The following is a 20,350-nucleotide window of genomic DNA, read 5'->3' on the forward strand; positions in this document are numbered from 1 at the left end:
CCGTACAACCGGGCCCCGGGGGCTCACTCCTCGTCGGGCAGCTCCAGCACCACCGTCCACACGTCGCCCACCGACGGCACCTTCATGCTGCGCGTCTCCGCCATCAGGACGTAGACCACACCGCCGCTGCTGTCGACGCGGTACGCGTGGGTGCGGGCGCCCTCCTCGTGGACGGCCTCGATGCCGAACCCCTTGGCCGCCACCGTCTCCAGCAGCTCCTTGGCGTTGACCCGGCTCTCCACGGCGCCGAAGTACGGCGCGAGCACCTGCGGCACGATCCCGACGCCGAACCGGCCGAGGCGGTACGCCTGGATCTCGATGCCCGTGGCGTGCCAGCCGGTGTCGTACTGCTCGAAGATGATCTCGACCAGGCCGTAGTCACGGCGCAGCCGCCCCCGGCTGAGGCCGTCGGTGTACTCGTAGCCCATGCACCGGTCCCAGACCGCCATGGAGTCGCCGAGACCGGCGCCCCTGATCCGGCCCTCGATCAGTACCTCGGCACAGAAATCCAGCGCGCTCATATCTCTCCTGCCGCTCCTCGCCGTTCACCGGCCCTGTCGACTTCCCTCTTCGCGCCGTCCTGGTGACCGTGCGCCCGGAGTGAGCACAGCAACCACCGCACAACCTCTCCAACGCCCCGGGTACGCGGCGGCAACGGGTCGCCGCACTGCGGAATATCGCCGGATAACCGGTCAGGGGCGGACGAGTCGGGACGCCGGAAAGATCACGGTTGGATAACGCCCCCTGCGCGCCGACTGGCGGCGGCCGCCCCCGACCGCCTCGCCGGGCACGGCCGGGTTTCCGGACGGGGACGGCGAGCGACGATAGAAAGAGGGCCACACCCCGGCCTCACCCGCAGCAGGACGAACGGAGATCCCGTGTCTGGTACGCCTTCTGGTACGCACTCCTCCCCCGCTCCCGGTTCCGCGACCGCCGAGGCCATCGACGCCGCCGAGGCGCACAGCGCGCACAACTACCATCCGCTGCCCGTGGTGGTGGCGAGCGCCGAGGGCGCCTGGATGACCGACGTCGACGGCAAGCGGTACCTGGACCTGCTCGCCGGGTACTCCGCGCTCAACTTCGGCCACGCCAACCCCCGCCTGATCGCCGCAGCCAAGGCCCAGCTGGACCGGGTGACGCTCACCTCGCGGGCCTTCTTCCACGACCGGTTCGCCGCCTTCTGCGAGGAGCTGGCCGCCCTCTGCGGCAAGGACATGGTGCTGCCGATGAACACCGGCGCCGAGGCGGTCGAGACGGCGGTGAAGACCGCCCGCAAGTGGGGGTACCGGGTCAAGGGCGTCCCGGACGGCGCCGCCCGCATCGTCGTCGCCTCCGGCAACTTCCACGGCCGCACGACCACCATCGTCAGCTTCTCCACCGACGAGGAGGCCCGCGCCGACTACGGCCCGTACACCCCGGGCTTCGACGTGGTCCCCTACGGCGACGCCGACGCGCTGGAGGCCGCCCTCACCGACGACACGGTGGCCGTGCTGCTGGAGCCGATCCAGGGCGAGGCCGGGGTCCTGGTGCCGCCCGCCGGCTACCTGCGCCGGGTCCGCGAACTGACCGCCGAGCGGAACGTCCTCTTCATCGCCGACGAGATCCAGTCCGGCCTCGGCCGCACCGGCAGGACCTTCGCCTGCGAGCACGAGGGCGTCGTCCCCGACCTCTACCTGCTGGGCAAGGCCCTCGGCGGCGGCGTCGTCCCCGTCTCGGCGGTGGTCGGCGACAGCGACGTCCTCGGCGTCTTCCGCCCCGGCGAGCACGGCTCCACCTTCGGCGGCAACCCCCTGGCCTGCGCCGTCGCCCTGGAGGTCATCGCGATGCTGCGCACCGGCGAGTACCAGGCCCGCGCCACCGAACTCGGCACCCGCCTCCACAACGCCCTCGCCGACCTCGTCAAGGCCGACGGCCCGGTCCGCGCCGTCCGCGGCCGCGGCCTCTGGGCCGGCGTCGACCTCGACCCCGCCGTCGGCACCGGCCGCGAGATCTCCGAACGCCTCATGTCCCGAGGCGTCCTCGTCAAGGACACCCACGGCTCCACCATCCGCATCGCCCCGCCCCTGGTCATCTCGGCGGAGGACCTGGACTGGGGCCTCGGGGAGCTGCGGGGGGTGCTGGGGATGGCGTAGGGCCCCGGCCCCTCAGAGCCCGGCCGCCCCGATCGCCCCGGCCGCCCCTTCCTCCGGTCCCGCCAGTTCCTTCACGTACCTCCGCCCCGCCGTCCCGTTCCGCAGCACCGTCTGCTCCGTCGCCGTGAAGCCGGTGCGGGTCAGCACGGTGTGGGAGGCGAGGTTGTCCAGGTTTGCCTGGGCGCGGAGGGAGGTGAGGGCGTAGGCGGTGGCGGCCAGGTGGCAGACGGTCCGGGCGGCCTCGGTGGCGAGGCCGCGGCCGGTGGCCGACTCGGCCATGCGGAAGCCGAGTTCGGCCTGGCCGTCGCTGATGTCCATCAGGTTGAAGCGGCCCAGGATCGTGGTGGCGTCGTCGGCGACCAGGACGTGGAAGTGGTCGGTGCCCTCGTCCTGGTAGGTGAGGAGGGCGCGGTGGCGGGCGGGGAAGTCGGCGAAGTAGGCGTCGCCCCGGTCGCTGATGGTGCGGGCGAACCAGGCGCGGTTCTCGCGTTCGAAGGCGAGGAGGGCGGGGGCGTGGTCGGCGCGCAGGCGCTGGAGTTCGGGCACCGGGTCAGGTCTCTCTCGGGGTGGGGCGGGGAGCGGGGGCGGGTCAGAGGATGACGTGCGGGAGGAAGCGGGCGTAGCCGTCGGTGACGGGGCCGGCCGATTCGCGGATGCCGAGCCCGGCGGCCTCGTCGGCGACGACCCAGGCGCCGAGGACGACGTGGTTGGTGGGGCTGTGGGCGCCGGGAGCGGGGGTCGACAGGTCGGGCAGGAGGGCGAGTTGCTGGTAGCAGCTCGGGCCGGTGGCGGGCGCGGGGGTCTGTGTCCCGCCGGGCTGGTGGAGGGTGACGCCGGCGCCTTCGCGGCCGAGCAGGGGCTTGGTGACGTACCCGGTGGTGGTGGCGAGTTCGCGCGGGCCGTCGAGGTAGGAGGCGAGGAGGTTGGGGTGGCCGGGGTAGAGCTCCCAGAGGATGGCGAGGAGGGCCTTGTTGGAGAGGAGCATCTTCCAGGCGGGCTCGATCCAGAGGGTGGAGCCGGTGCCGCCGCCGTTGTCGAGGGTGTCCAGGACGTGCGGGCCGAAGTCGTCGGTGGCCAGCCACTCCCACGGGTACAGCTTGAAGCAGCTGCGGATGAAGCGGAGCCGCTGGTCGACGAAGCGGTGCGAGAGGCTGTCCCAGCCGATGTCCTCGACGGCTATCGCCTCGGTCTCCAGCCCTGCCTGGGCGGCGGTCTCGCGCAGGTAGGCGACGGTCATCAGGTCCTCGCCGCACTCGTCGTCGATGGTGTGCGCGAAGTGCACGGGGCTGCCCGGCGGCAGCAGCGCGGCCTGCGCGCGCCAGGCGTCGACGAGCCGTTCGTGCAGGGAGTTCCACTGGTCGGCGCCGGGGAACCGTTCCTCCATCCAGAACCACTGGGCGCTGGCCGCCTCCACCAGCGAGGTGGGGGTGTCGGCGTTGTACTCCAGCATCTTGGCGGGCGCCCCCGAACCGTCGTACCAGAGGTCGAACCGGCCGTAGAGCGAGGGCAGTTCGGCCTTGCGGTGCCAGGCCTCGGTGACGAGGGAGGCGAGGCGCGGGTCGGTGATGCCGAGTTCGGCGAAGCGGTCCTTCTCCACGATGTGCGCGGCGGCGGCCAGGCACATGGCGTGCAGTTCCTCGACGACCTCCTCCAGCGCCTCGACCTCGGCCAGGCTGAAGGAGTAGTAGGCGCTCTCGTCCCAGTACGGGCGGAGCGAGTCGTCGGGGTGGCGGGTCAGCGGGTAGATGACGCCCTGGGCCTCGACGGTCTCCTGCCAGCCGGGGCGCGGCTCGATGGTGTGGCGCTGCATGGTGGTGGTCCGTCCTGTACGCGGCGGGCGCGGGCCGCGCGGCCCGCACGGGCGGAAGGGGCAGGGGTACGGGCCCGGGGGCGCGGCCTGACCGGCGCGCGCCCCGGGCGTGTGCGCTGCTGCGAGCGGAGCGGTGCGGCCGGTCAGCCGCCGCCGCTGCCCTTCCCCGAGCAGCCGAAGCCGCCGGAGCTGACCGAGCTCTTGTTGAACGAGCCGTCGCTGGCGTACCCGCTCTTGCTGTCGCCGCCGTAGTACCAGCCGGCGTTGGAGCTCCGGTCGCTGCCGTAGCGGCCGCTGCCCCCGGAGCTGCCGCCCCCGCCCGTGCCGCCGGTCGAGCCCGAGGAACCGTTCCGGCACTGGCTGGAGTCGACCACCTTGTACCCGCCGCCGTAGGAGTAGCTGTTGCGGTCGACGCAGCGGCGGTCGGGCTCCGAGCCGCAGGCGGCGAGGGCGGCGGCCAGTACGCCCATCGAGCCCAGCGCCACGGTGCTGGAGCGCACCCGGCGGCGGGCCGCCTTCTTGCGCCGCTGCTCCGCCGACGGCTCCCCCGAGCCGGAACCGGGCTCCCCCGCACCGGACTTGGTGAGGCGGACCGGCACGGGCAGCCGCTCGTCGGCGACCGGCGGCTCCTGCGGCGCCGCTCCCCTGCCCGGACCGGTGGCCGGGCGGGCCACGGGCGCGTCCAGTGCCCTGACGGCGGGCACGGTGATGTTCTCGGCCATGCTTGTCTCAGCTCCCCGTTCGTCTCCCCTGACGGCCCCGCCCGGGACGCGTGTCCTCCCCCGGCGCCGACAGCTCTTTTCGGCCGCCGCCCTGGCGTGGCGTCCGCCGTCCGCGGCGCCGTCCCGGCGGGGCCGACCTGCCAAGAGGGCCCTGACGGGGGCTCCCTGACCGGATCTCGCCTTTATGCGCAGCCTACGCCGCTGCTCTCAGAAGGGACCCCGCAGGAGGCCGCACGGTTCCGCCCTGGCCGGAAAGAACGGGCGTATGGCCGCCGGAGCCCGCCTCAGGGCAGGCACCGGCAGAGCGTCTCCAGTGCGCTCTGCCAGGCATGGTCCGGCGGCCGCCCGTACCCGATGACCAGGCCCTCCGGCACCGGCCTGCCCGCCGCCTCCGCGTCCGGGTGCCGGAACCAGGAGAGCCCCTGCACCCCCAGCCCGTGCCAGGCCGCCGCCCGCAGCACCTCGCTCTCGGTGCCGGGCGGCAGCAGCAGCACGGCGTGCAGCCCGGCCGCGATCCCGCCGACCCGCACCGAGGGCGCGCGCCGCGCGAGGGTGGCCACCAGCTCGTCACGGCGGCGCCGGTACCGCAGCCGCATCAGCCGCACCTGCCGGTCGTACGCCCCCGAGGTGAGGAACTCGGCGAGCGTCAGCTGGTCCGGCGCCCCGCAGGTGTCGGCGTACCCCTTGGCCGCCAGCACCTCGTCCACCAGCGCCGGCGGCAGCACCAGCCAGCCGAGGCGCAGGCCGGGGGCGAGCGCCTTGCTGGCGGTACCGAAGTAGGCGACCCGGTCCGGGGCCAGCCCCTGCAGGGCGCCGACCGGCCGCCGGTCGTGCCGGAACTCCCCGTCGTAGTCGTCCTCCAGGATCAGCCCGCCGGTCCGCCGCGCCCAGTCGACCACCGCCGCCCGCCGCGCCGGGGAGAGCGTGCCGCCCATCGGGAAGTGGTGCGTCGGCGTCAGCAGCACCGCCCGCTCGCCGTCCAGCCCCGCCGGATCGGTCCCGTCCGCGTCGAAGGGCAGCGGAACCGTCCCCACCCCTTCCTCCGCCAGCCACTCCCGGTGAAACCGCAGCCCGTACGTCTCCACGGCCACGGTGCCGGCCCCCTGCCGCCCGCCATGCCCGCCCCGCGCCGCCAGCACCTCCGTCACCAGCTTCAGCCCGTGCGCCACCCCGGCGCACACCACGATCCGCTCCGGGTCGGCGGCGACCCCCCGGACCCGCGCGAGGTACTCGGCGAGGGCCGCCCGCAACTCCGGCCGCCCGCGCGGATCGCCGTACCCGAAGGCGTCGTTGGGCGCGGCGGTCAGGGCCCGGCGGGCCGCCTTCAGCCAGGCCGCACGGGGGAAGGCCGAGAGGTCCGGTGTCCCCGGGGTCAGGTCGTGCGCCGGGCCGGCCCGCTCGGGCACCCGCACCGGGCGCTGGCGACGCGGCACCGCCGAGGCAGGACCCGCCTGCTCGGCGACCCGCGTCCCGGAACCCTGGCGCGCGGTGAGATGCCCCTCGGCCACCAGATCGGCGTACGCGTCGGCCACCGTGTTCCGCGCGATCCCGAGATCACCGGCGAGCGTACGGGACGAGGGCAGCCGCGTACCGGGAGCCAGCCGCCCCGACCGCACCGCCTCCCGCAACGCGTCGGTGAGCCCCTTCCGCAGCCCCGGCCCGGCCGGCTCCAGATGCAGGTCGATCCCGAGATTGGCCCAAGATTCCGTCACGGAAATGGACCATACCTCTGGGCTGTCCCCCTCCTAAGCTCGACAACACGCAGCACCGGAAGCACATGAACCGCCACAGATCAGAAGAAACGGGGACACCACCACCATGACCACCGAGAACACCCCCACCGCCCCCAGCACCTCCACCACTCCCACCACTCCCACCACTCCCGACGAGAAGGCCGCCGCCTACCTGCCGGAGCACACCCCCCGCATCTCCGTCGCGGAACTGGCCCCCGACCTCTACCGCGCGCTGGCCCGCGCCGACGCGGCCGCCCGCAAGAACCTGGACCCGGTCATCGGCGAACTCGTCAAGATCCGCGCCTCCCAGATCAACCACTGCGCCTTCTGCCTCGACATGCACACCAAGGACGCCCTCGCGATGGGCGAGTCCGTCGAGCGCATCGTCCAGCTCAGCGCCTGGGAGGAGTCGAAGCACTACTACACGGCCAAGGAGATCGCCGCGATCGAACTGACCGAGGCCATCACCGTCCTCACCGACGGCTTCGTCCCGGACGAGGTCTACGCCCACGCCGCCGAACACTTCGACGAGAAGGAGCTGGCCCACCTGATCGGCGCCATCACGGTGATCAATGCGTGGAACCGGCTTTCGGTGGCGGCGCGGAATGTTCCGGGGCATTACGTGCCGGGGTCGCTGGGGCAGTGAAGGCGGGTCCGGCGCCCCGGGGATTCGAGGGCGGGGAAGCGGGGGTCGTGGGGGAGCTCCCGCTTCTTCGCCTGTTCGCGTAGGCCGGAGGGGGCGGACCGTGCCTGAAGCACCACACCCCGCAGCCCGCTACGCCACCGGCAAAGTCCGATACCAGGCGAACTGCTCGTGAGTGGGCATCCAGTGCTGGCCGCACCTGGAGCAGTACCAGCGCCAGTTGTCGGGGTCGTTGCGGAGGTAGGTCGTGTCCTTCCAGAGCCGGCCATGGATGTCCGTGTGGCAGGCCCGGTCAGGACAGGGCGGGGGAACGGGCGTGGTGCGCGGGCGAGTTGTGGTCAGCATGGGCGCCTCCGTGACTCGATGGGGTCAGGAGGGTGAAACGAGGGGGCTCGGGGCTGGGTGTGGGGCCGGGGCGAGGTGCGTTCGTTCGCGTGATGAATGGGGGATGAGGTGCGTGGGGGGGCCGGGGTCTGCTCCGCCGCCTCGGTCCGCTGCGTAGGATCTAGCGAGAACTCACGGCGAGGTGGGCATTTTGGGGCGAATATCGCTATCGGCGAAGCTTGCAGAAACTGAGGCAGGGGCGCCGTAAACCTGCTGGTCAGGGAGAGTGGTCCCCGCGCACGCGGGGGTGGTCCCAAGGTGAAGGAGGGGGCCTCGTGGCTCGGCGAGTGGTCCCCGCGCACGCGGGGGTGGTCCCTCGTCCCAGGTGATCGCCATGGGTGCGAACGGGTGGTCCCCGCGCACGCGGGGGTGGTCCCGGCGTCAACATCTGCGACCTCGACCCCAACTGGTGGTCCCCGCGCACGCGGGGGTGGCCCCGAGGCCGCTCCGGTCGTCACGAACATCATCGAGTGGTCCCCGCGCAGGCGGGGCAAGCCCCACCCCGCCTCACCCCGACCCGGCGCACAGCGCCGCCACCCGCCTTGCTCCCCCCACCCCCACCTCCTACCATGAATGCGCTTTCACAACGCGTGAGGCGGGTCGGTGGGCTCGGGTTCTGGATGGTCGGAGCGGGCGGGACGGGATGAGGGTAGGGGCGCGTGGGTGACGGGGTGGCGGGGACGCCGACGGTGTATGACGTGGCCGGGCGGGCGGGGGTGTCGATCGCGACCGTGTCGCGGGTGTACCGGAGTCCGGAGTCGGTGCGGGAGGCCACGCGGGAGAAGGTGCTCGTGGCCGCGCGGGAGCTGGGGTACGTGCCCAGCGGGAGTGCGCGCGGGCTGGCGAGCCGGTCGACGGGGGTGCTGGGGCTCTGCTTCCCCGACTACTCCGACCCGGACGCCGAGAGCGAGGCGGCCACGGTGGACGCCGACGACGACCACGCGTTCATGCTCTACTCCGACCAGATCATCCGGGGTATGGAGCGGGCCGCGCGACGGCACGGGTACGCGCTGCTGATCGCCGCCTCGCTGACCGGTGGGCCGGAGAGTCTGGTGGCGAAGGTCGCCGGGCGGGTCGACGGGTGCGCGGTGCTGGCGCGGACGGTGCCGACCGAGGATCTGGAGGTCATCTCGCGGCGGCTGCCGGTGGTGATGCTGGCCGGCCCGCCCGAGCAGGACGGCCCAGGCGGGCTCGACCGGCTCGACCACATCGAGGTGGCCAACGCCGAGGGCCAGCGGGAGCTGACCCGGCACCTCATCGAGGACCACGGACTGCGCCGCCTCACCTTCGTCGGCGGGATCGAGGACTCCCCGGACGCGGAGGCGCGGTTCGCCGGGTTCCGGGACGCCTGCCGGGCGGCGGGGCTGCCCGTGCCGGACGAGCCGGATCTGCGCGCCGAACTGATGACGCAGGCCGGGGGCGCGCGGGCGGCCGAGGAGCTGGTGGACCGGGCGGGCCCGGACGGGCTGCCCGAGGGCGTGCTCTTCGCCAACGACCAGATGGCGGTGGGCGCCCTGCACGCCCTGGGCCGCCGAGGTCTGCGCGTACCGGAGGATCTGGCGGTGACCGGCTTCGACGGGATTCCGCTCGGGCGGCTGGTGCAGCCGACGCTGACGACGGTCCGGCAGCCGATGCGGCGGCTCGGCGAGGAGGCGGTGGAGCTGCTGGTGCGGCGGCTGGCCGAGGAGAAGCGCGGGGAGCCGGAGTCGCTGGTGCTGCCGGTCGAGGTGGTCCGCCGCGCCAGTTGCGGCTGCGGCCACGAGGCGTAGGCAGGGGCGGGCCGGGCCGCGCGTACGCTCCGGTCCATGGACAACCACGGCTCCACGGGCGAGGACCCCACGAGCGAGGCCAAGGGCCCTCGGATACTGATCTCCGTCGACATGGAGGGCGTCTCGGGGATCGTGCATCCCCGGGAGACCAACCCGGACGGGTACGACTACGGGCGGGCGCGGGCGTTGATGACCGCCGAGGCCAACGCCGCCGTCGCCGGTGTGCTGGACGCCGAGCCCGGTGCCGAGGTGTGGGTGGCCGACGCGCACGGGTCGTACCGGAATCTGCTGCCCGAGGAGATCGACCGGCGGGCCCGGCTGGTGCGGGGGAAGCCACGGCCGCTGGGGATGCTGGGCGGCGTCGACGAGCGGACGGACGCGGTCCTCTTCGTCGGCTATCACGTACGGGCGGGCGCGGGCCCGGGCGTCCTCGCCCACACCATGAGCGACGCGCTCCTCGACGTACGGGTGGACGGGCGCTCCCTCGGCGAAATCGGCCTCAACGCGGCGATGGCCGGGCACCTCGGCGTACCGGTGGTGCTGCTCAGCGGCGACGACGCGGCCTGCGCGGAGGTGCGGGAGCTGGTGCCCGGGGTGCGTACGGTCGCCGTCAAGGAGGCGCTGGGCCAGTTCGCCGCCGCGGGCCTGCACCCCGAGGAGGCGCGGGAGCGGCTGCGGCGGACGGCCGCCGAGGCCGTGGCCGGGCGGGAGGAGGTCCGGCCGTTCGCGCTGTCCGGGCCGCAGACGGTCGAGGTCGATCTGGCGGCGGCGCACACGGTCGACCTGGCCGTGCTGATCCCGGGCGTGACCCGCGCCGGGGGCGCCCGTACGGTCACCTTCACCGCCGCCGACTTCGGCGAGGCGTACCGGGTCGTGCTGCTACTGGTGCAGCTCGGGAGCATCCGGCCGGCGTAGGCCCCCGGCCACCGGGGGTGCTGCGCCGGGGGCGCTTTCCCCCCTTTGGTCACCCCTGATCAGCCGCCTCCCACAGGTGTTCCATCGCGGCGTTGACGCGCTCCGGCTGCTGGGTGTGCGGGTAGTGACCGGGGACGACGAGGTGGGCGGCGCCGGTCGCTGCGGCGATCTCCTCGGCGCAGGCGATGAGCGGGAGGCCCGCGTACGTGCGGTACGGCTCGGGGGCGCCCTCCCAGTCGCCGGAGACCAGGAGCTGGGGGAAGGCGGCGCGGGCCAGCGGGCCGAGGTCGATCTCCGCGTCCCAGCACGGGAGTTCGGCCATGGTCGTGGCGGCGGCGCGCAGCCGCTCAGGGGTCGCCTCCGGGGTCTCCATGCCTACGGACTCGGTGGCCCCGCGCAGGAAATCGGCCGGGGTGAGGTCCGGCGGCAGGGCGGCGGTGGCGGCGCGGGCCCGTGCCAGCGCCTCGGCCACGACCGGGTGCCGCGCGGCGGGGCGCAGGGCGCCGGGCTGGATCAGCGTCAGTGAACGGACCAGGTCGGGGCGGCGTACGGCGGCGGCCAGGGCACCGACCCCGCCGTACGCGTGGCCGACCAGGTGGGCGCCGGTCCCGAGCAGTTCCACGATGTCCCCGGCGTCCACCGCCCAGTCGCTCCGGGCGATGTCCGGACTGCGGCCGTAGCCCCGGCGGTCCATGAGGAGGAGCCGGCGACGGGCGGCCAGGGGGCGCTGGGCGGCGAAACCGTAGCGGGGGTCGGTGCCCCAGGTCAGGATCCCGTGGACGAGGACGACCGGCCAACGGGACCCGCTCCCGCCGGAGTTGGGGCGGTCGTCCCAGACGGTGGCGTGCACCGGGAGCCGGGACTCACCCGGACTCCGGCTGCTCCTGATGGAAGCTCCGGACATGTCTGCTCGTCCCCCTCGGGTCGTGCACGTCGGGTCGCGTATGTCGGGTCGCGTACGTCGAACGGGCCCGACCAGTCTGCGCCACCCGGTGGTCATCGGCACCACCCGAACCACGCCCGCAGGACGGTGATTTCAGAGACGGGTGAAGAACTCCCGGTCGGCGCGAGCCAGTCCGGCCGCCTCCTCCTCCGCACCGGGGTGGTCGAAGTGACCGGCGCTCAGGACGTGCAGGGCGCGCAGGTCGTCCGGCAGCGCGTTGTGCACGGCGAACTGGCCGGGCGGCGGAACGGCCGGGTCGAAGAGGGCGGCCGCGACCAGGGTGGGGACGCGGACGAACGTGGCCGCCGTGGCGGCGTCGAAGTAGCTGAGTACGTCCACGACGTGGGGGTGGTCGCGGTGATGGCGGCGGACGGACTCGCCGCTTCCGGTGCAGGGCAGGGTGAGGCGGAGCGGGTGGTTGCCGAAGGTGGGGACGGTGAGCCGGGCGGCGGCGAACCGGTCGTCCCACGGCAGGGCGAGGGCGCCGAGGCCGCCGCCGAAGCTCTCCCCGAGGTAGCCGAGCCGGGGGCCGGAGGGGTGTCGGGCCAGTTCGGGGACGAGTTCCAGCAGGGCAGAGGCGGCGCACCACAGGTCGGCCACACACGCCCCGATGACGTAGGTGTCGCGCGAGGAGATGCCGTGCAGCACGTGAGCGTCGGCCACCGAGGGCACCCCCGGCAGACGCGAGCGCTCCCCCATGCCCCGTACGCAGGGCAGCAGCGCCGCCGAGCGCGGCAGCGGCAAGGGCAGGTCGGGTCCGGGCGCGTCCCGGCCGCCGTACCCGTGCCCCACGACGAAGCCGTGCTCGGCCGGCCCGTCCACGGGCAGCGCCAGCCATCCCCCGAGCCGCACCCCGCCCACCGAGCTGAACGAGACCCGGCACACCCGCACCCCGTCCCGCACCTCCTCCACCGCCCCCACCTCAGGCGCGGTGACCACCTCCAGCGCCTCCTCGTACCGCCCCCGCCAGAACCCCGCGAACCCACCCGGCACACCAGGCACCCCGACCCGCAACAACTCCTCCACCCCGTACCCGTACGAAGGATCGAAGGAATACCCATGCCGAAACCCACCCCCAGCACCAGAAGCCCCGGCAACACCCGAGAACGATGACGATGGGGATGACGGCGACGGCGATGACGGTGACGGTGACGGCGACGGCGATGACGGTGACGGTGACGACGACATGCCGCCGACTGTAGACACCGCCCACTGAACAGCCCGGCCGGCGCTTGAGGCCATCTTTGACCGGCACGGTCGAACCTCACCGCACCCACCCCCAGCCCGGCCGGCGCTTGAGGCCATCCCGAAGCCGCACGCACACGGCAACCTCAGCCCAATCTCAGCCCGGCCGGCGCTTGAGGCCCTCGTGAAGCCGCACCCGAAGCGGCACCTCAGCCAAAAGCCGGCCCAGCCGCCCAGAGCCCCGCCGCCGAAGGCGGCCCCCCTGCGAATTCCCTCACAAACCACCCCATCCCCCTCCCCCACCTGCTTGATTGGTTCCGGAACCATCCATTCCGCCCCCGGAACGGCAAGGCACCCCCAACGACGCCGCAGGCGACATCCCCGTTACGGGAGTGTGACCAAACCCCCTCTTGCGGCGGGCGGAACCCCTGGTTCAGAGTCATGTATGCGCTTACAGACAGCGCATACATGTCCGGTAGCGCTCAAGGAGGAGCCGCCATGCACCGCGTCGCCAGAACCGCCACGGCCGTCATCGCCGCGAGTACGGCGTTGGCCGTCGTCACGGCCTGCGGGGGCTCCTCGGGGACCGAGGTCGCCGCCGACGCCGAGCAGACCCTGACCGTGTGGGCCATGGGGGCCGAGGGCGAGAAGCTCGCCGAGGTCGCCAAGGAGTACGAGAAGGAGAACCCGCACCTCAAGGTGAAGGTGACCCCGGTCGGCTGGGACGTCGCCCACCAGAAGCTGGTGTCGGCCGCGGCGGCGGGGAACCTGCCGGACATCGCGCAGATGGGCGGGAGCTACCTCGGGGAGTTCGCCGAGCTGGGCGTCCTGGAGCCGGTGGACACCAAGCGGTTCCAGGAGAAGGACTTCTTCCCGGCCGGGTGGCAGCAGGGCGAGGTGGACGGCGAGGTCTACGGCGTGCCGTGGTACGTCGACACCCGCGTCCTGTACTACCGGACCGACCTCGCCGAGAAGGCCGGGGTCGACAAGGCCCCGGCCGACTGGAAGGAGCTGCGGGCGCTCGCCTCGGCGTACCAGAAGGACGCCGGGACCAAGTGGGGCCTGTCGATCCAGCCGAGCGGGCTCGACACGGTGCAGAGCTTCTACCCGTTCCTGTACTCGGCGGGCGGCGAGATCATCGACGAGGACGGCAAGGTCGTCGTCGACAGCCCGGCCGCCGTCAAGGCACTCAAGGAGTACGGCGCGTACTTCGACAAGGGGCTCGCCAACAAGTCGGTGCCGCCCGGCTACGACGTGGTGAAGGACTTCGGCAACGGCCGCGTCCCGATGTTCTTCGGCGGCCCCTGGCACGTGACCCTGCTCAACGAGGGCCAGCCCGACATCAAGGGCAAGTGGGCCGTGGCCGAGGTGCCGGCGGACGAGGCGTCCGTCTCGATGGCGGGCGGCTCCTCGCTGACCGTCTCCAAGGACAGCCCGCACAAGGCCGCCGCCGAGGAGTTCATCGCCCACCTGACCAGCACCGAGGGCCAGGCCGACTGGTACGAGCGGACCAAGGACCTGCCCGCCAACACCACCGCCTGGGAGTCCGGCTCGCTCGCCGACGACCCGGCGCTGAAGGTCTTCGAGAAGCAGATGAAGACCGCCAAGGCGTCCCCGACGCTCGCCAACCTCTCCGAGATCACCGACAAGGTCGACCAGGCGATAGCCCAGGTCACCCAGGGCAAGGCCACCGCGGAGGAGGCACTCGGCAAGGCCAAGGACCAGATCGAGGGCCTCGTCCAGAAGTAGGAGCCATGAGCACCACCACCCGTAAGGCCGACGAGGCGGCGCCCGGCGGACGACGGCCGGGTCGCCGGCGGGGTTCGCTGGGCGTGCAGAACGCGGCCGGCTGGCTCTTCTCGACGCCGTTCCTCGTGCTGTTCGCGGTCTTCATGGCGTTCCCCATCGTGGCGACGCTGCTGATGAGCTTCACCGACTTCGGACTGGGCAACGTGACCCGGCCGCTGGACGCGCGGTTCATCGGGTTCGAGAACTACACGCGGCTGTTCGGGGACGAGCGGTTCCTGAAGTCCCTCTTCAACACGGCGTACTTCGTCGTGGTCGGCGTGCCGCTGACGATCGGCCTCGGGCTGCTCGTGGCCGTCCTGCTCAACAACGGGATCGACCGGGCGCGGACCTTCTTCCGGGTCGGCTTCTACGCGCCGGTCGTCACCTCGATCGTGGCCGTGGCGGTGGTCTGGCGGTTCGTGCTCGACCCGAGTGACGGGCTGATCGCCGGGCTCGCCTCCGAGGTGGGGCTGACCGCGCCGGACTTCCTCGGCTCCGAGGCGCTGGCGATGCCCTCGCTGATCGCGATGGCGGTCTGGCGCAACCTCGGCACGGTGATGGTGCTCTTCATCGCCGGGCTCCAGGCCATCCCGACCGAGGTCCGCGAGGCCGCCCGCCTCGACGGGGTCGGGCCCTGGCAGGAACTGCGCCGGATCACCATTCCGCTGCTGCGGCCGACCCTGCTGTACGCCAGCGTCATCACCACCATCGGCTACCTCAACGTCTTCGAGGAGCCGTTCGTGATGACGCAGGGCGGACCCTCGGACTCGACCCTGACGGTCTCACTGAACATGTACCGCGAGGGCTTCAACTTCTTCCACATGGGCTACGCGAGCGCGATGGCGTACGTGCTGTTCGTCGTGATCATGGGCATCACGGTGCTCCAGCTCCGACTGCTGAAGGACAACACCCGATGAGCGCCGAAGGCCGTGTGCGCAGGCCCCTGACGTACGTCCTGCTCTCCGGCGGGCTGCTGGTGATGGCGGCGCCGTTCCTGTGGATGGGGCTTTCCGCCTTCAAGACGCAGCGGGAGCTGTCGGCGAGCCCGCCGGTGTGGATACCCAGCCAGTGGACGCTCGCCAACTTCCGGCAGCTCCTGGCCGACCTCGATCTGCCGCTGTACTTCATGAACTCGGTGATCGTGGCCGTCCTGGTCACCGTCTCCAACCTGGTCTTCTGCTCGATGCTCGGCTACGCCCTGGCGAAGCTGAACTTCGCCGGGCGGAACAAGGTCTTCGGGGTGGTACTGGGCGCCCTGATGGTGCCGGGCAACCTCATGCTCCTGCCGCTCTTCGTGCTGATGAGCAAGCTCCAGCTGATCGACTCGTACGCCGGTCTGGTGCTGCCCTTCGCGGCGGGCGCCTTCGGGGTCTTCCTGATGCGGCAGTTCATGCAGTCGATCCCGGACGAGCTGCTGGAGGCGGCCCGGATGGACGGGGCCGGGGAGTGGTTCATCTTCTGGCGGATCGTGATGCCGCTGGTCAAGCCGGCCCTGGCGACGCTGGCGATCCTCACCTTCCTCGGCTCCTGGAACAACTTCGTCTGGCCGCTGATCGCCACCAACGACCCGGACAAGTACACCCTCCCGGTGGCGCTCGCCACCTTCGCCACCGACCCGAACAAGGCCGGCGGCTCCAACGGGGTCCTGATGGCCGGGTCCTTCCTGATCGTCCTGCCGGTGCTGGCCGTCTTCATCGCGCTGCAGCGCCACTTCACGCAGGGGATCGCCACCGCCGGCATGAAGTGACCGGCCCGCGCCCGCCCCGTCGTACCCACCCCCACACCGCACCACCGCACCAGAAAGGCGTGCCCTGATGACCAGCACCCCGTTCCCCGAAGGCTTCCTGTGGGGCGCGTCGACCGCCGCCCACCAGATCGAGGGCAACAACACCGACAGCGACTGGTGGGTGAAGGAGCACACCGCCGGTACGCACATCCAGGAGCCCAGCTACGACGCCTGCGACAGCTACCACCGCTGGCCCGAGGACATGGACCTGCTCGCCTCGCTCGGCTTCACCGACTACCGGTTCAGCATCGAGTGGGCCCGCATCGAGCCGGTCGAGGGGCACTTCTCGCGGGCCGAACTCGCCCACTACCGGCGGATGGTGGAGGGCGCGATCGAGCGGGGCCTGCGTCCCATGGTCACCCTGCACCACTTCACGGTGCCGCAGTGGTTCGAGGCGCGCGGCGGCTGGACCGCCGAGGGCGCCACCGAGCTGTTCGCCCGGTACGTGGCCGCCTGCGCGCCGGTCATCGCCACCGGCGTGGCCCACGTCTGCACCATCAACGAGCCGAACATGATCGCCGTCATGGCCGGCCAGGCCAAGCGCGGGGACATCGGCTTCCCGCCCGCCGGGCTGCCCACGCCCGACGAGGAGACCACCCACGCGGTGATCGCCGCCCACCACGCGGCGGTCAAGGAGGTCCGGGCGATCTCCTCCGGCATCAAGGTCGGCTGGACCATCGCCAACCAGGTCTACCAGGCCCTCCCCGGCGCCGAGGAGGTCACCGCCGCCTACCGCCACCCGCGCGAGGACGTCTTCATCGAGGCGGCCCGCGGGGACGACTGGATCGGCGTGCAGTCCTACACCCGTACGCGGATCGGCGCCGACGGCCCGATCCCCGCGTCCCCGGAGGCCGAGCGCACGCTGACCGAGTGGGAGTACTACCCGACGGCCGTCGGCCACGCCCTGCGGCACACCGCCGAGGTGGTCGGTGACGTCCCCCTGATCGTCACCGAGAACGGCATCGCCACCGCCGACGACGAGCGCCGCACGGCCTACTACACGGGCGCCCTCGGCGAGGTCGCGGCCGCCATCGAGGACGGGCTCAAGGTCGAGGGGTACCTCGCCTGGAGCGCGCTGGACAACTACGAGTGGGGTTCCTTCCGGCCGACCTTCGGCCTCATCGCCGTCGACTGGGAGACCTTCGAGCGCACCGCCCGCCCCTCGGCCGTCTGGCTCGGCTCGCTGGGGCGTACGCGGGAGCTTCCCGGCCGGGCGGTCTGACCCCACGCGCCCCGGCGGGCACAGGAGTTGTGCAACTTCGCACGGGGGTGGGGCGTCACAGTAGGTGTACATGACCGGCAAACGAAGGAAGACGGCATGGCCTGGATGCGACGCCCCGACACCCCCACGACCCGGCGCGGACGGTCCGGCAGAGCGGCGGCCTCGCTGGCGGCGGCCCTGCTCGTCTCCGGCGGGCTGAGCGCCGCCGCCCTGGCCCCGACCACCGCCCTCGCGGCGGACGGACCCGCCGCGGCCTCCGCCGACGACTTCAACGGCGACGGGTACGCGGACCTGGTCTCCGGCGCCCCCGGAGGCACGGTCTCCGGCAAGGCCGGCGCGGGGTACGTGGCGGTGACCTACGGCTCGGCGAAGGGGCTCGCCCCCGCTCCCGGCACCGTGGTGAGCCGGTCCACGGCCGGGGTCCCGGGCGCGGCCACCGCCAAGCAGCGGTTCGGCGAGACCTTCGCCAAGGGCGACCTGGACGGCGACGGCTACAGCGACCTGGTGATCGGCTCGGCCACCGCCGAGCCCGGCGCGGTGATCCTCTGGGGCTCGCCGAAGGGGCTGACCGGCGGCACCGCCGTGGCCGGCTTCGGACAGGCCCCGCAGGTCGGCGACTTCGACGGTGACGGCCAGGCGGACCTGGCGCTCTTCGGCGCCGCCCAGGTCGCGGGCGACGACCCGGTCACCCAGGAGGCCCGCCTCCTCAAGGGCCCGCTGACCCGCGAGGGCACCCCGGCCGAGCAGCTCGACTTCCTCGACCGCTCCGAGTGGTGGGGGTACGACAGCGACGGCCCGGCCTGCGCCGAGGACGACAGCTGTGTGGACGGGCCCACCTCGGTCGGCGGCCCGGTCCGCCCGAAGGCGGTCGGCGACGTGAACGGCGACGGCTCCGACGACCTCGTCACCTGGCTCTACGAGGGCGACGGCGTCTGGGCCCACCACCTGTTCACCGGCAGCGCCACCGGCTTCCGGGACGCCCAGGAGGCCGGCCCGATCGGCAGCAGCGGCGACGACGCGGCCGTCGGCGTCGGCGACGTGGACGGCGACGGCTACGACGACGTGGTGACCGGCAGCGGCGAGGCCACCGCCAAGGTCACCGTCCGCTACGGCTCGGCCGCCGGCCTCGAAGGCCGCGAGCAGGCCTTCGACCAGAGCCTGCCCGGCCTCCACGGCGCCCAGGAGAAGGGCGACCACTTCGGCTCCTGCGTCGCGGTGGCCGACGTGACCGGCGACGGCCGGGCCGAGATCGCCCTCGGCATCAGCGGCGAGGACTTCAGCGGCCTGACCGACGCCGGTTCCATCGCCCTGCTCCACGGCACCGCCTCCGGGGTGACCGGCGAGGGCAGCCAGGTCCTCCACCAGAACACCGCCGGGGTGCCCGGCGTCGCGGAGAGCGGCGACAAGTTCGGCTCCGCCTGCGCCCTGCTCGACACCGACGGCGACGGTCACCGCGACCTGGTCGCCGCCGCGGCCGAGGAGAACGAGCAGGCGGGCGCGGTCTGGGCGCTGCGCGGCACCGGCGAGGGGCTGACGGTGGAGGGCGCCTCCGCCTTCGGGCCGGGCCACGTCGGCGGTCCCGTCACCAAGGCGAAGTTCGGCAGTTTCCTGCGCTGACCCTCCGCCGCACCGCCGGCTCTCCGGGGCGTCCTTCCCGCCGTACGCGGGGAGGGCGCCTCAGCGCGTACCGGGGCCCTTGCCGGCGGGCGGGTCGGCGTAGACGCCGTGGAGCATGCCGGTGGCCTGGCCGATCTCGATGAGGTAGCCGTCGGGGTCGCGCAGGTAGCAGCGGATCTCGGCCTTGCGGTCGATGGGCGGGGTGACGAACTCGGCGCCCTTGGCGCTCCACTCCTCGTAGACCGCCTGGATGTCGGCGACCCGGATGTTGAGGAAGCAGGTGGCGGTGGCGGGGTCCTCGGGCGGGTGGAGGGTGATGCCGGGCTTGTCGGGGGTGGGGCCGCCGCCGGGGTTCATGATGAGCCAGCTGTTGGCGAGGCGGACCGTGCAGGGGTTCTCCTCCAGGATCACCTCGCCGCCCAGCACCTCGCTGTAGAAGGCGCGGGAGCGCGGCACGTCGGCCACGGTGAGGAAGTAGGAGAGGAGCATCCCGGACTCGGGCGCGGGAAAGCTTTTCTCGGCCATGGGGTCGTTCCCCCAGTCTGTAGCGGTCGGGCAGCCTGTCGCTGTCGGGGTCCTCTCCCATGGTGGGGGCGGGGAGCCGGACGCGGAAGACGATCAAGGACGCCCCTTGGGGGGCCTGGGGGCGTACGCGCCGGAGCGCCCCGGCGGACGGTGGTCCGCGGGGGCGCTCCGGTACGGGAAGAGGGGTGGCGGGGCCGTTACGGCAGCCACTTCTTCCAGGTGGACTCGTTGGCCTTCGCCCACTTCTCGGCGGCCTTCTGCGGGTCCATCTTCTGGTCGGCGATCCACAGGGAGACCTGGTTCTGGTCCTCGGTGGTCCACTCGAAGTTCTTGAGGAACTCCGCGGCCTCGCCGCCGTTCTCCGCGAAGTCCGTGTTCAGGTACTTCTGGAGCGGGGTCTCGGGGTAGGCGCAGGCGACCTTGTCCGGGTCGGCGTCGCAGCCCTCCTCGTACTTCGGCAGCTCCACCTCCGTCATGGGCACCTTCTCGAAGAGCCACTGGGGCTGGTACCAGTAGGTGAGGAAAGGCTTCTTCTCCTTGGCGAACTGCTTGATCTGGGTGATCTGCGCGGCCTCGGAGCCGGCGAAGACGACCTGGTAGTCCAGGTCCAGGTTCTTCACCAGGGCCTTGTCGTTGGTGACGTAGGACGGCGAGCCGTCCATCAGCTGGCCCTTGCCGCCGCTCTCGGGGGTGCGGAGCTGGTCGGCGTACTTGTTGAGGTTCTTCCAGTTGGTGACGTCGGGGTGCTTCTTCGCGAAGTACGTCGGGACGAACCAGCCGATGTGGCCGGTGACGCCGACGTCCCCGGCGGCGGTGATCGTCTTCTTGTCGTCGACGTACCGCTTCTCCTCCTCCGGGTGCCCCCAGTCCTCCAGGATGGCGTCGACGCGCCCCTGGCTGAGCGCGTCCCAGGCCGGCACCTCGTCGATCTGCACGGTGTCGACGCGGTAGCCCAGCTCGTGCTCCAACAGGTACTGGGCGACGGCGACGTTGGCCTGGGCGCCGACCCAGGACTGGAGGGAGAGGGTGACGGACTTGCCGTCCCCGGCATTGGCGTACGGCGACGCCTGCTGGGTCATGTCGGCGGCGCCGCAGCCGGCCACGGCGAGCAGGGCGCCGGAGGCGGTGAGGGCGGCGGCGGTGCGGGTGGCACGGCGCGACGGGCGGATCCGCATG

General features: G+C 72.6%; 18 protein-coding genes and 1 CRISPR repeat array. Of the genes, 9 read left to right on the plus strand and 9 right to left on the minus strand.

Going from position 1 to position 20,350, the window contains the following annotated elements:
- Nucleotides 1-23: 23 nt before the first annotated feature.
- Nucleotides 24-521 carry a hypothetical protein gene (locus IF45_RS0100690; protein ID WP_003948467.1) on the minus strand — a complete coding sequence of 166 codons (498 nt, stop codon included), beginning with the start codon at nt 519-521 and terminating at the stop codon, nt 24-26.
- 357 nt (nt 522-878) lie between these two features.
- Here IF45_RS0100690 and rocD point away from each other — a divergent pair, with 357 nt between their 5' ends.
- Nucleotides 879-2,132 carry an ornithine--oxo-acid transaminase gene (rocD, locus tag IF45_RS0100695; RefSeq protein ID WP_003948468.1) on the plus strand — a complete coding sequence of 418 codons (1,254 nt, stop codon included), beginning with the start codon at nt 879-881 and terminating at the stop codon, nt 2,130-2,132.
- Between the two features lie 12 nt (nt 2,133-2,144).
- Here rocD and IF45_RS0100700 read toward each other — a convergent pair whose 3' ends face one another.
- From IF45_RS0100700 to pdxR, 4 genes are all read right to left on the minus strand, one after another.
- Nucleotides 2,145-2,678 carry a GNAT family N-acetyltransferase gene (locus tag IF45_RS0100700; RefSeq protein WP_030304835.1) on the minus strand — a complete coding sequence of 178 codons (534 nt, stop codon included), beginning with the start codon at nt 2,676-2,678 and terminating at the stop codon, nt 2,145-2,147.
- A 43-nt stretch (nt 2,679-2,721) separates the two neighbouring features.
- On the minus strand, nt 2,722-3,942 hold the full coding sequence (locus IF45_RS0100705) for a glutathionylspermidine synthase family protein (RefSeq protein WP_003948470.1): 1,221 nt from the start codon (nt 3,940-3,942) through the stop codon (nt 2,722-2,724).
- Between the two features lie 143 nt (nt 3,943-4,085).
- Complete coding sequence (locus IF45_RS34335; protein WP_030304837.1) at nt 4,086-4,664, minus strand: hypothetical protein; 579 nt, start codon at nt 4,662-4,664, stop codon at nt 4,086-4,088.
- Between the two features lie 284 nt (nt 4,665-4,948).
- Nucleotides 4,949-6,376 (minus strand): MocR-like pyridoxine biosynthesis transcription factor PdxR, encoded by a 1,428-nt coding sequence (pdxR, locus tag IF45_RS0100715; RefSeq protein WP_030304838.1) that lies wholly within the window; start codon nt 6,374-6,376, stop codon nt 4,949-4,951.
- Between the two features lie 106 nt (nt 6,377-6,482).
- On the opposite strand from pdxR, the gene IF45_RS0100720 reads away from it, so the two are divergent.
- The 3 genes from IF45_RS0100720 to IF45_RS0100735 all read left to right on the plus strand — a co-directional run bounded on the left by IF45_RS0100720 (nt 6,483) and on the right by IF45_RS0100735 (nt 10,108).
- The gene (locus IF45_RS0100720) at nt 6,483-7,043 is read left to right on the plus strand and encodes a carboxymuconolactone decarboxylase family protein (protein WP_030304840.1); all 561 of its coding nucleotides are present in this window, start codon (nt 6,483-6,485) and stop codon (nt 7,041-7,043) included.
- A 607-nt stretch (nt 7,044-7,650) separates the two neighbouring features.
- A CRISPR array of direct repeats spans nt 7,651-7,923; the repeat unit is 29 nt; unit sequence GTGGTCCCCGCGCACGCGGGGGTGGTCCC.
- Nucleotides 7,924-8,083: 160 nt separating this feature from the next.
- Nucleotides 8,084-9,193, plus strand: coding sequence for a LacI family DNA-binding transcriptional regulator (locus tag IF45_RS0100730; RefSeq protein WP_037637458.1), 1,110 nt, complete (start codon nt 8,084-8,086; stop codon nt 9,191-9,193).
- Nucleotides 9,194-9,229: 36 nt separating this feature from the next.
- Nucleotides 9,230-10,108 carry a M55 family metallopeptidase gene (locus IF45_RS0100735; protein ID WP_030304844.1) on the plus strand — a complete coding sequence of 293 codons (879 nt, stop codon included), beginning with the start codon at nt 9,230-9,232 and terminating at the stop codon, nt 10,106-10,108.
- Between the two features lie 49 nt (nt 10,109-10,157).
- On the opposite strand, the gene IF45_RS0100740 is transcribed toward IF45_RS0100735, so the two are convergent.
- Nucleotides 10,158-11,012 (minus strand): alpha/beta fold hydrolase, encoded by an 855-nt coding sequence (locus IF45_RS0100740; RefSeq protein ID WP_051720656.1) that lies wholly within the window; start codon nt 11,010-11,012, stop codon nt 10,158-10,160.
- Between the two features lie 132 nt (nt 11,013-11,144).
- Nucleotides 11,145-12,044, minus strand: coding sequence for an acetylxylan esterase (locus IF45_RS0100745; protein WP_018894279.1), 900 nt, complete (start codon nt 12,042-12,044; stop codon nt 11,145-11,147).
- A gap of 690 nt (nt 12,045-12,734) precedes the next feature.
- Between IF45_RS0100745 and IF45_RS0100755 the strand changes: the two genes are divergently transcribed.
- From IF45_RS0100755 to IF45_RS0100775, 5 genes are all read left to right on the plus strand, one after another.
- On the plus strand, nt 12,735-13,985 hold the full coding sequence (locus IF45_RS0100755; protein WP_010638599.1) for a sugar ABC transporter substrate-binding protein: 1,251 nt from the start codon (nt 12,735-12,737) through the stop codon (nt 13,983-13,985).
- 5 nt (nt 13,986-13,990) lie between these two features.
- Entirely contained in the window at nt 13,991-14,941 is a 951-nt protein-coding gene (locus tag IF45_RS0100760) for a carbohydrate ABC transporter permease (protein ID WP_003948480.1), read from the plus strand.
- Nucleotides 14,938-15,771, plus strand: coding sequence for a carbohydrate ABC transporter permease (locus IF45_RS0100765; protein WP_003948481.1), 834 nt, complete (start codon nt 14,938-14,940; stop codon nt 15,769-15,771). Before IF45_RS0100760 ends, IF45_RS0100765 begins: the two co-directional genes overlap by 4 nt.
- Nucleotides 15,772-15,838: 67 nt before the next feature.
- Nucleotides 15,839-17,032, plus strand: coding sequence for a glycoside hydrolase family 1 protein (locus IF45_RS0100770; RefSeq protein WP_008410772.1), 1,194 nt, complete (start codon nt 15,839-15,841; stop codon nt 17,030-17,032).
- 96 nt (nt 17,033-17,128) lie between these two features.
- Nucleotides 17,129-18,649, plus strand: coding sequence for an FG-GAP repeat domain-containing protein (locus tag IF45_RS0100775; RefSeq protein WP_030304846.1), 1,521 nt, complete (start codon nt 17,129-17,131; stop codon nt 18,647-18,649).
- Nucleotides 18,650-18,709: 60 nt separating this feature from the next.
- Here the strand turns inward: IF45_RS0100775 and IF45_RS0100780 are convergent, their stop codons facing one another.
- Both IF45_RS0100780 and IF45_RS0100785 read right to left on the minus strand, forming a co-directional pair.
- Nucleotides 18,710-19,174, minus strand: a complete 465-nt coding sequence (locus IF45_RS0100780; RefSeq protein WP_003948484.1) for a VOC family protein — start codon at nt 19,172-19,174, stop codon at nt 18,710-18,712.
- Nucleotides 19,175-19,371: 197 nt separating this feature from the next.
- The gene (locus tag IF45_RS0100785; RefSeq protein WP_003948485.1) at nt 19,372-20,349 is read right to left on the minus strand and encodes an ABC transporter substrate-binding protein; all 978 of its coding nucleotides are present in this window, start codon (nt 20,347-20,349) and stop codon (nt 19,372-19,374) included.
- Between the last annotated feature and the right edge of the window lies 1 nt (nt 20,350).

Origin of the sequence: Streptomyces albidoflavus (assembly GCF_000719955.1) — a bacterium.
GTDB lineage: Bacteria > Actinomycetota > Actinomycetes > Streptomycetales > Streptomycetaceae > Streptomyces > Streptomyces albidoflavus.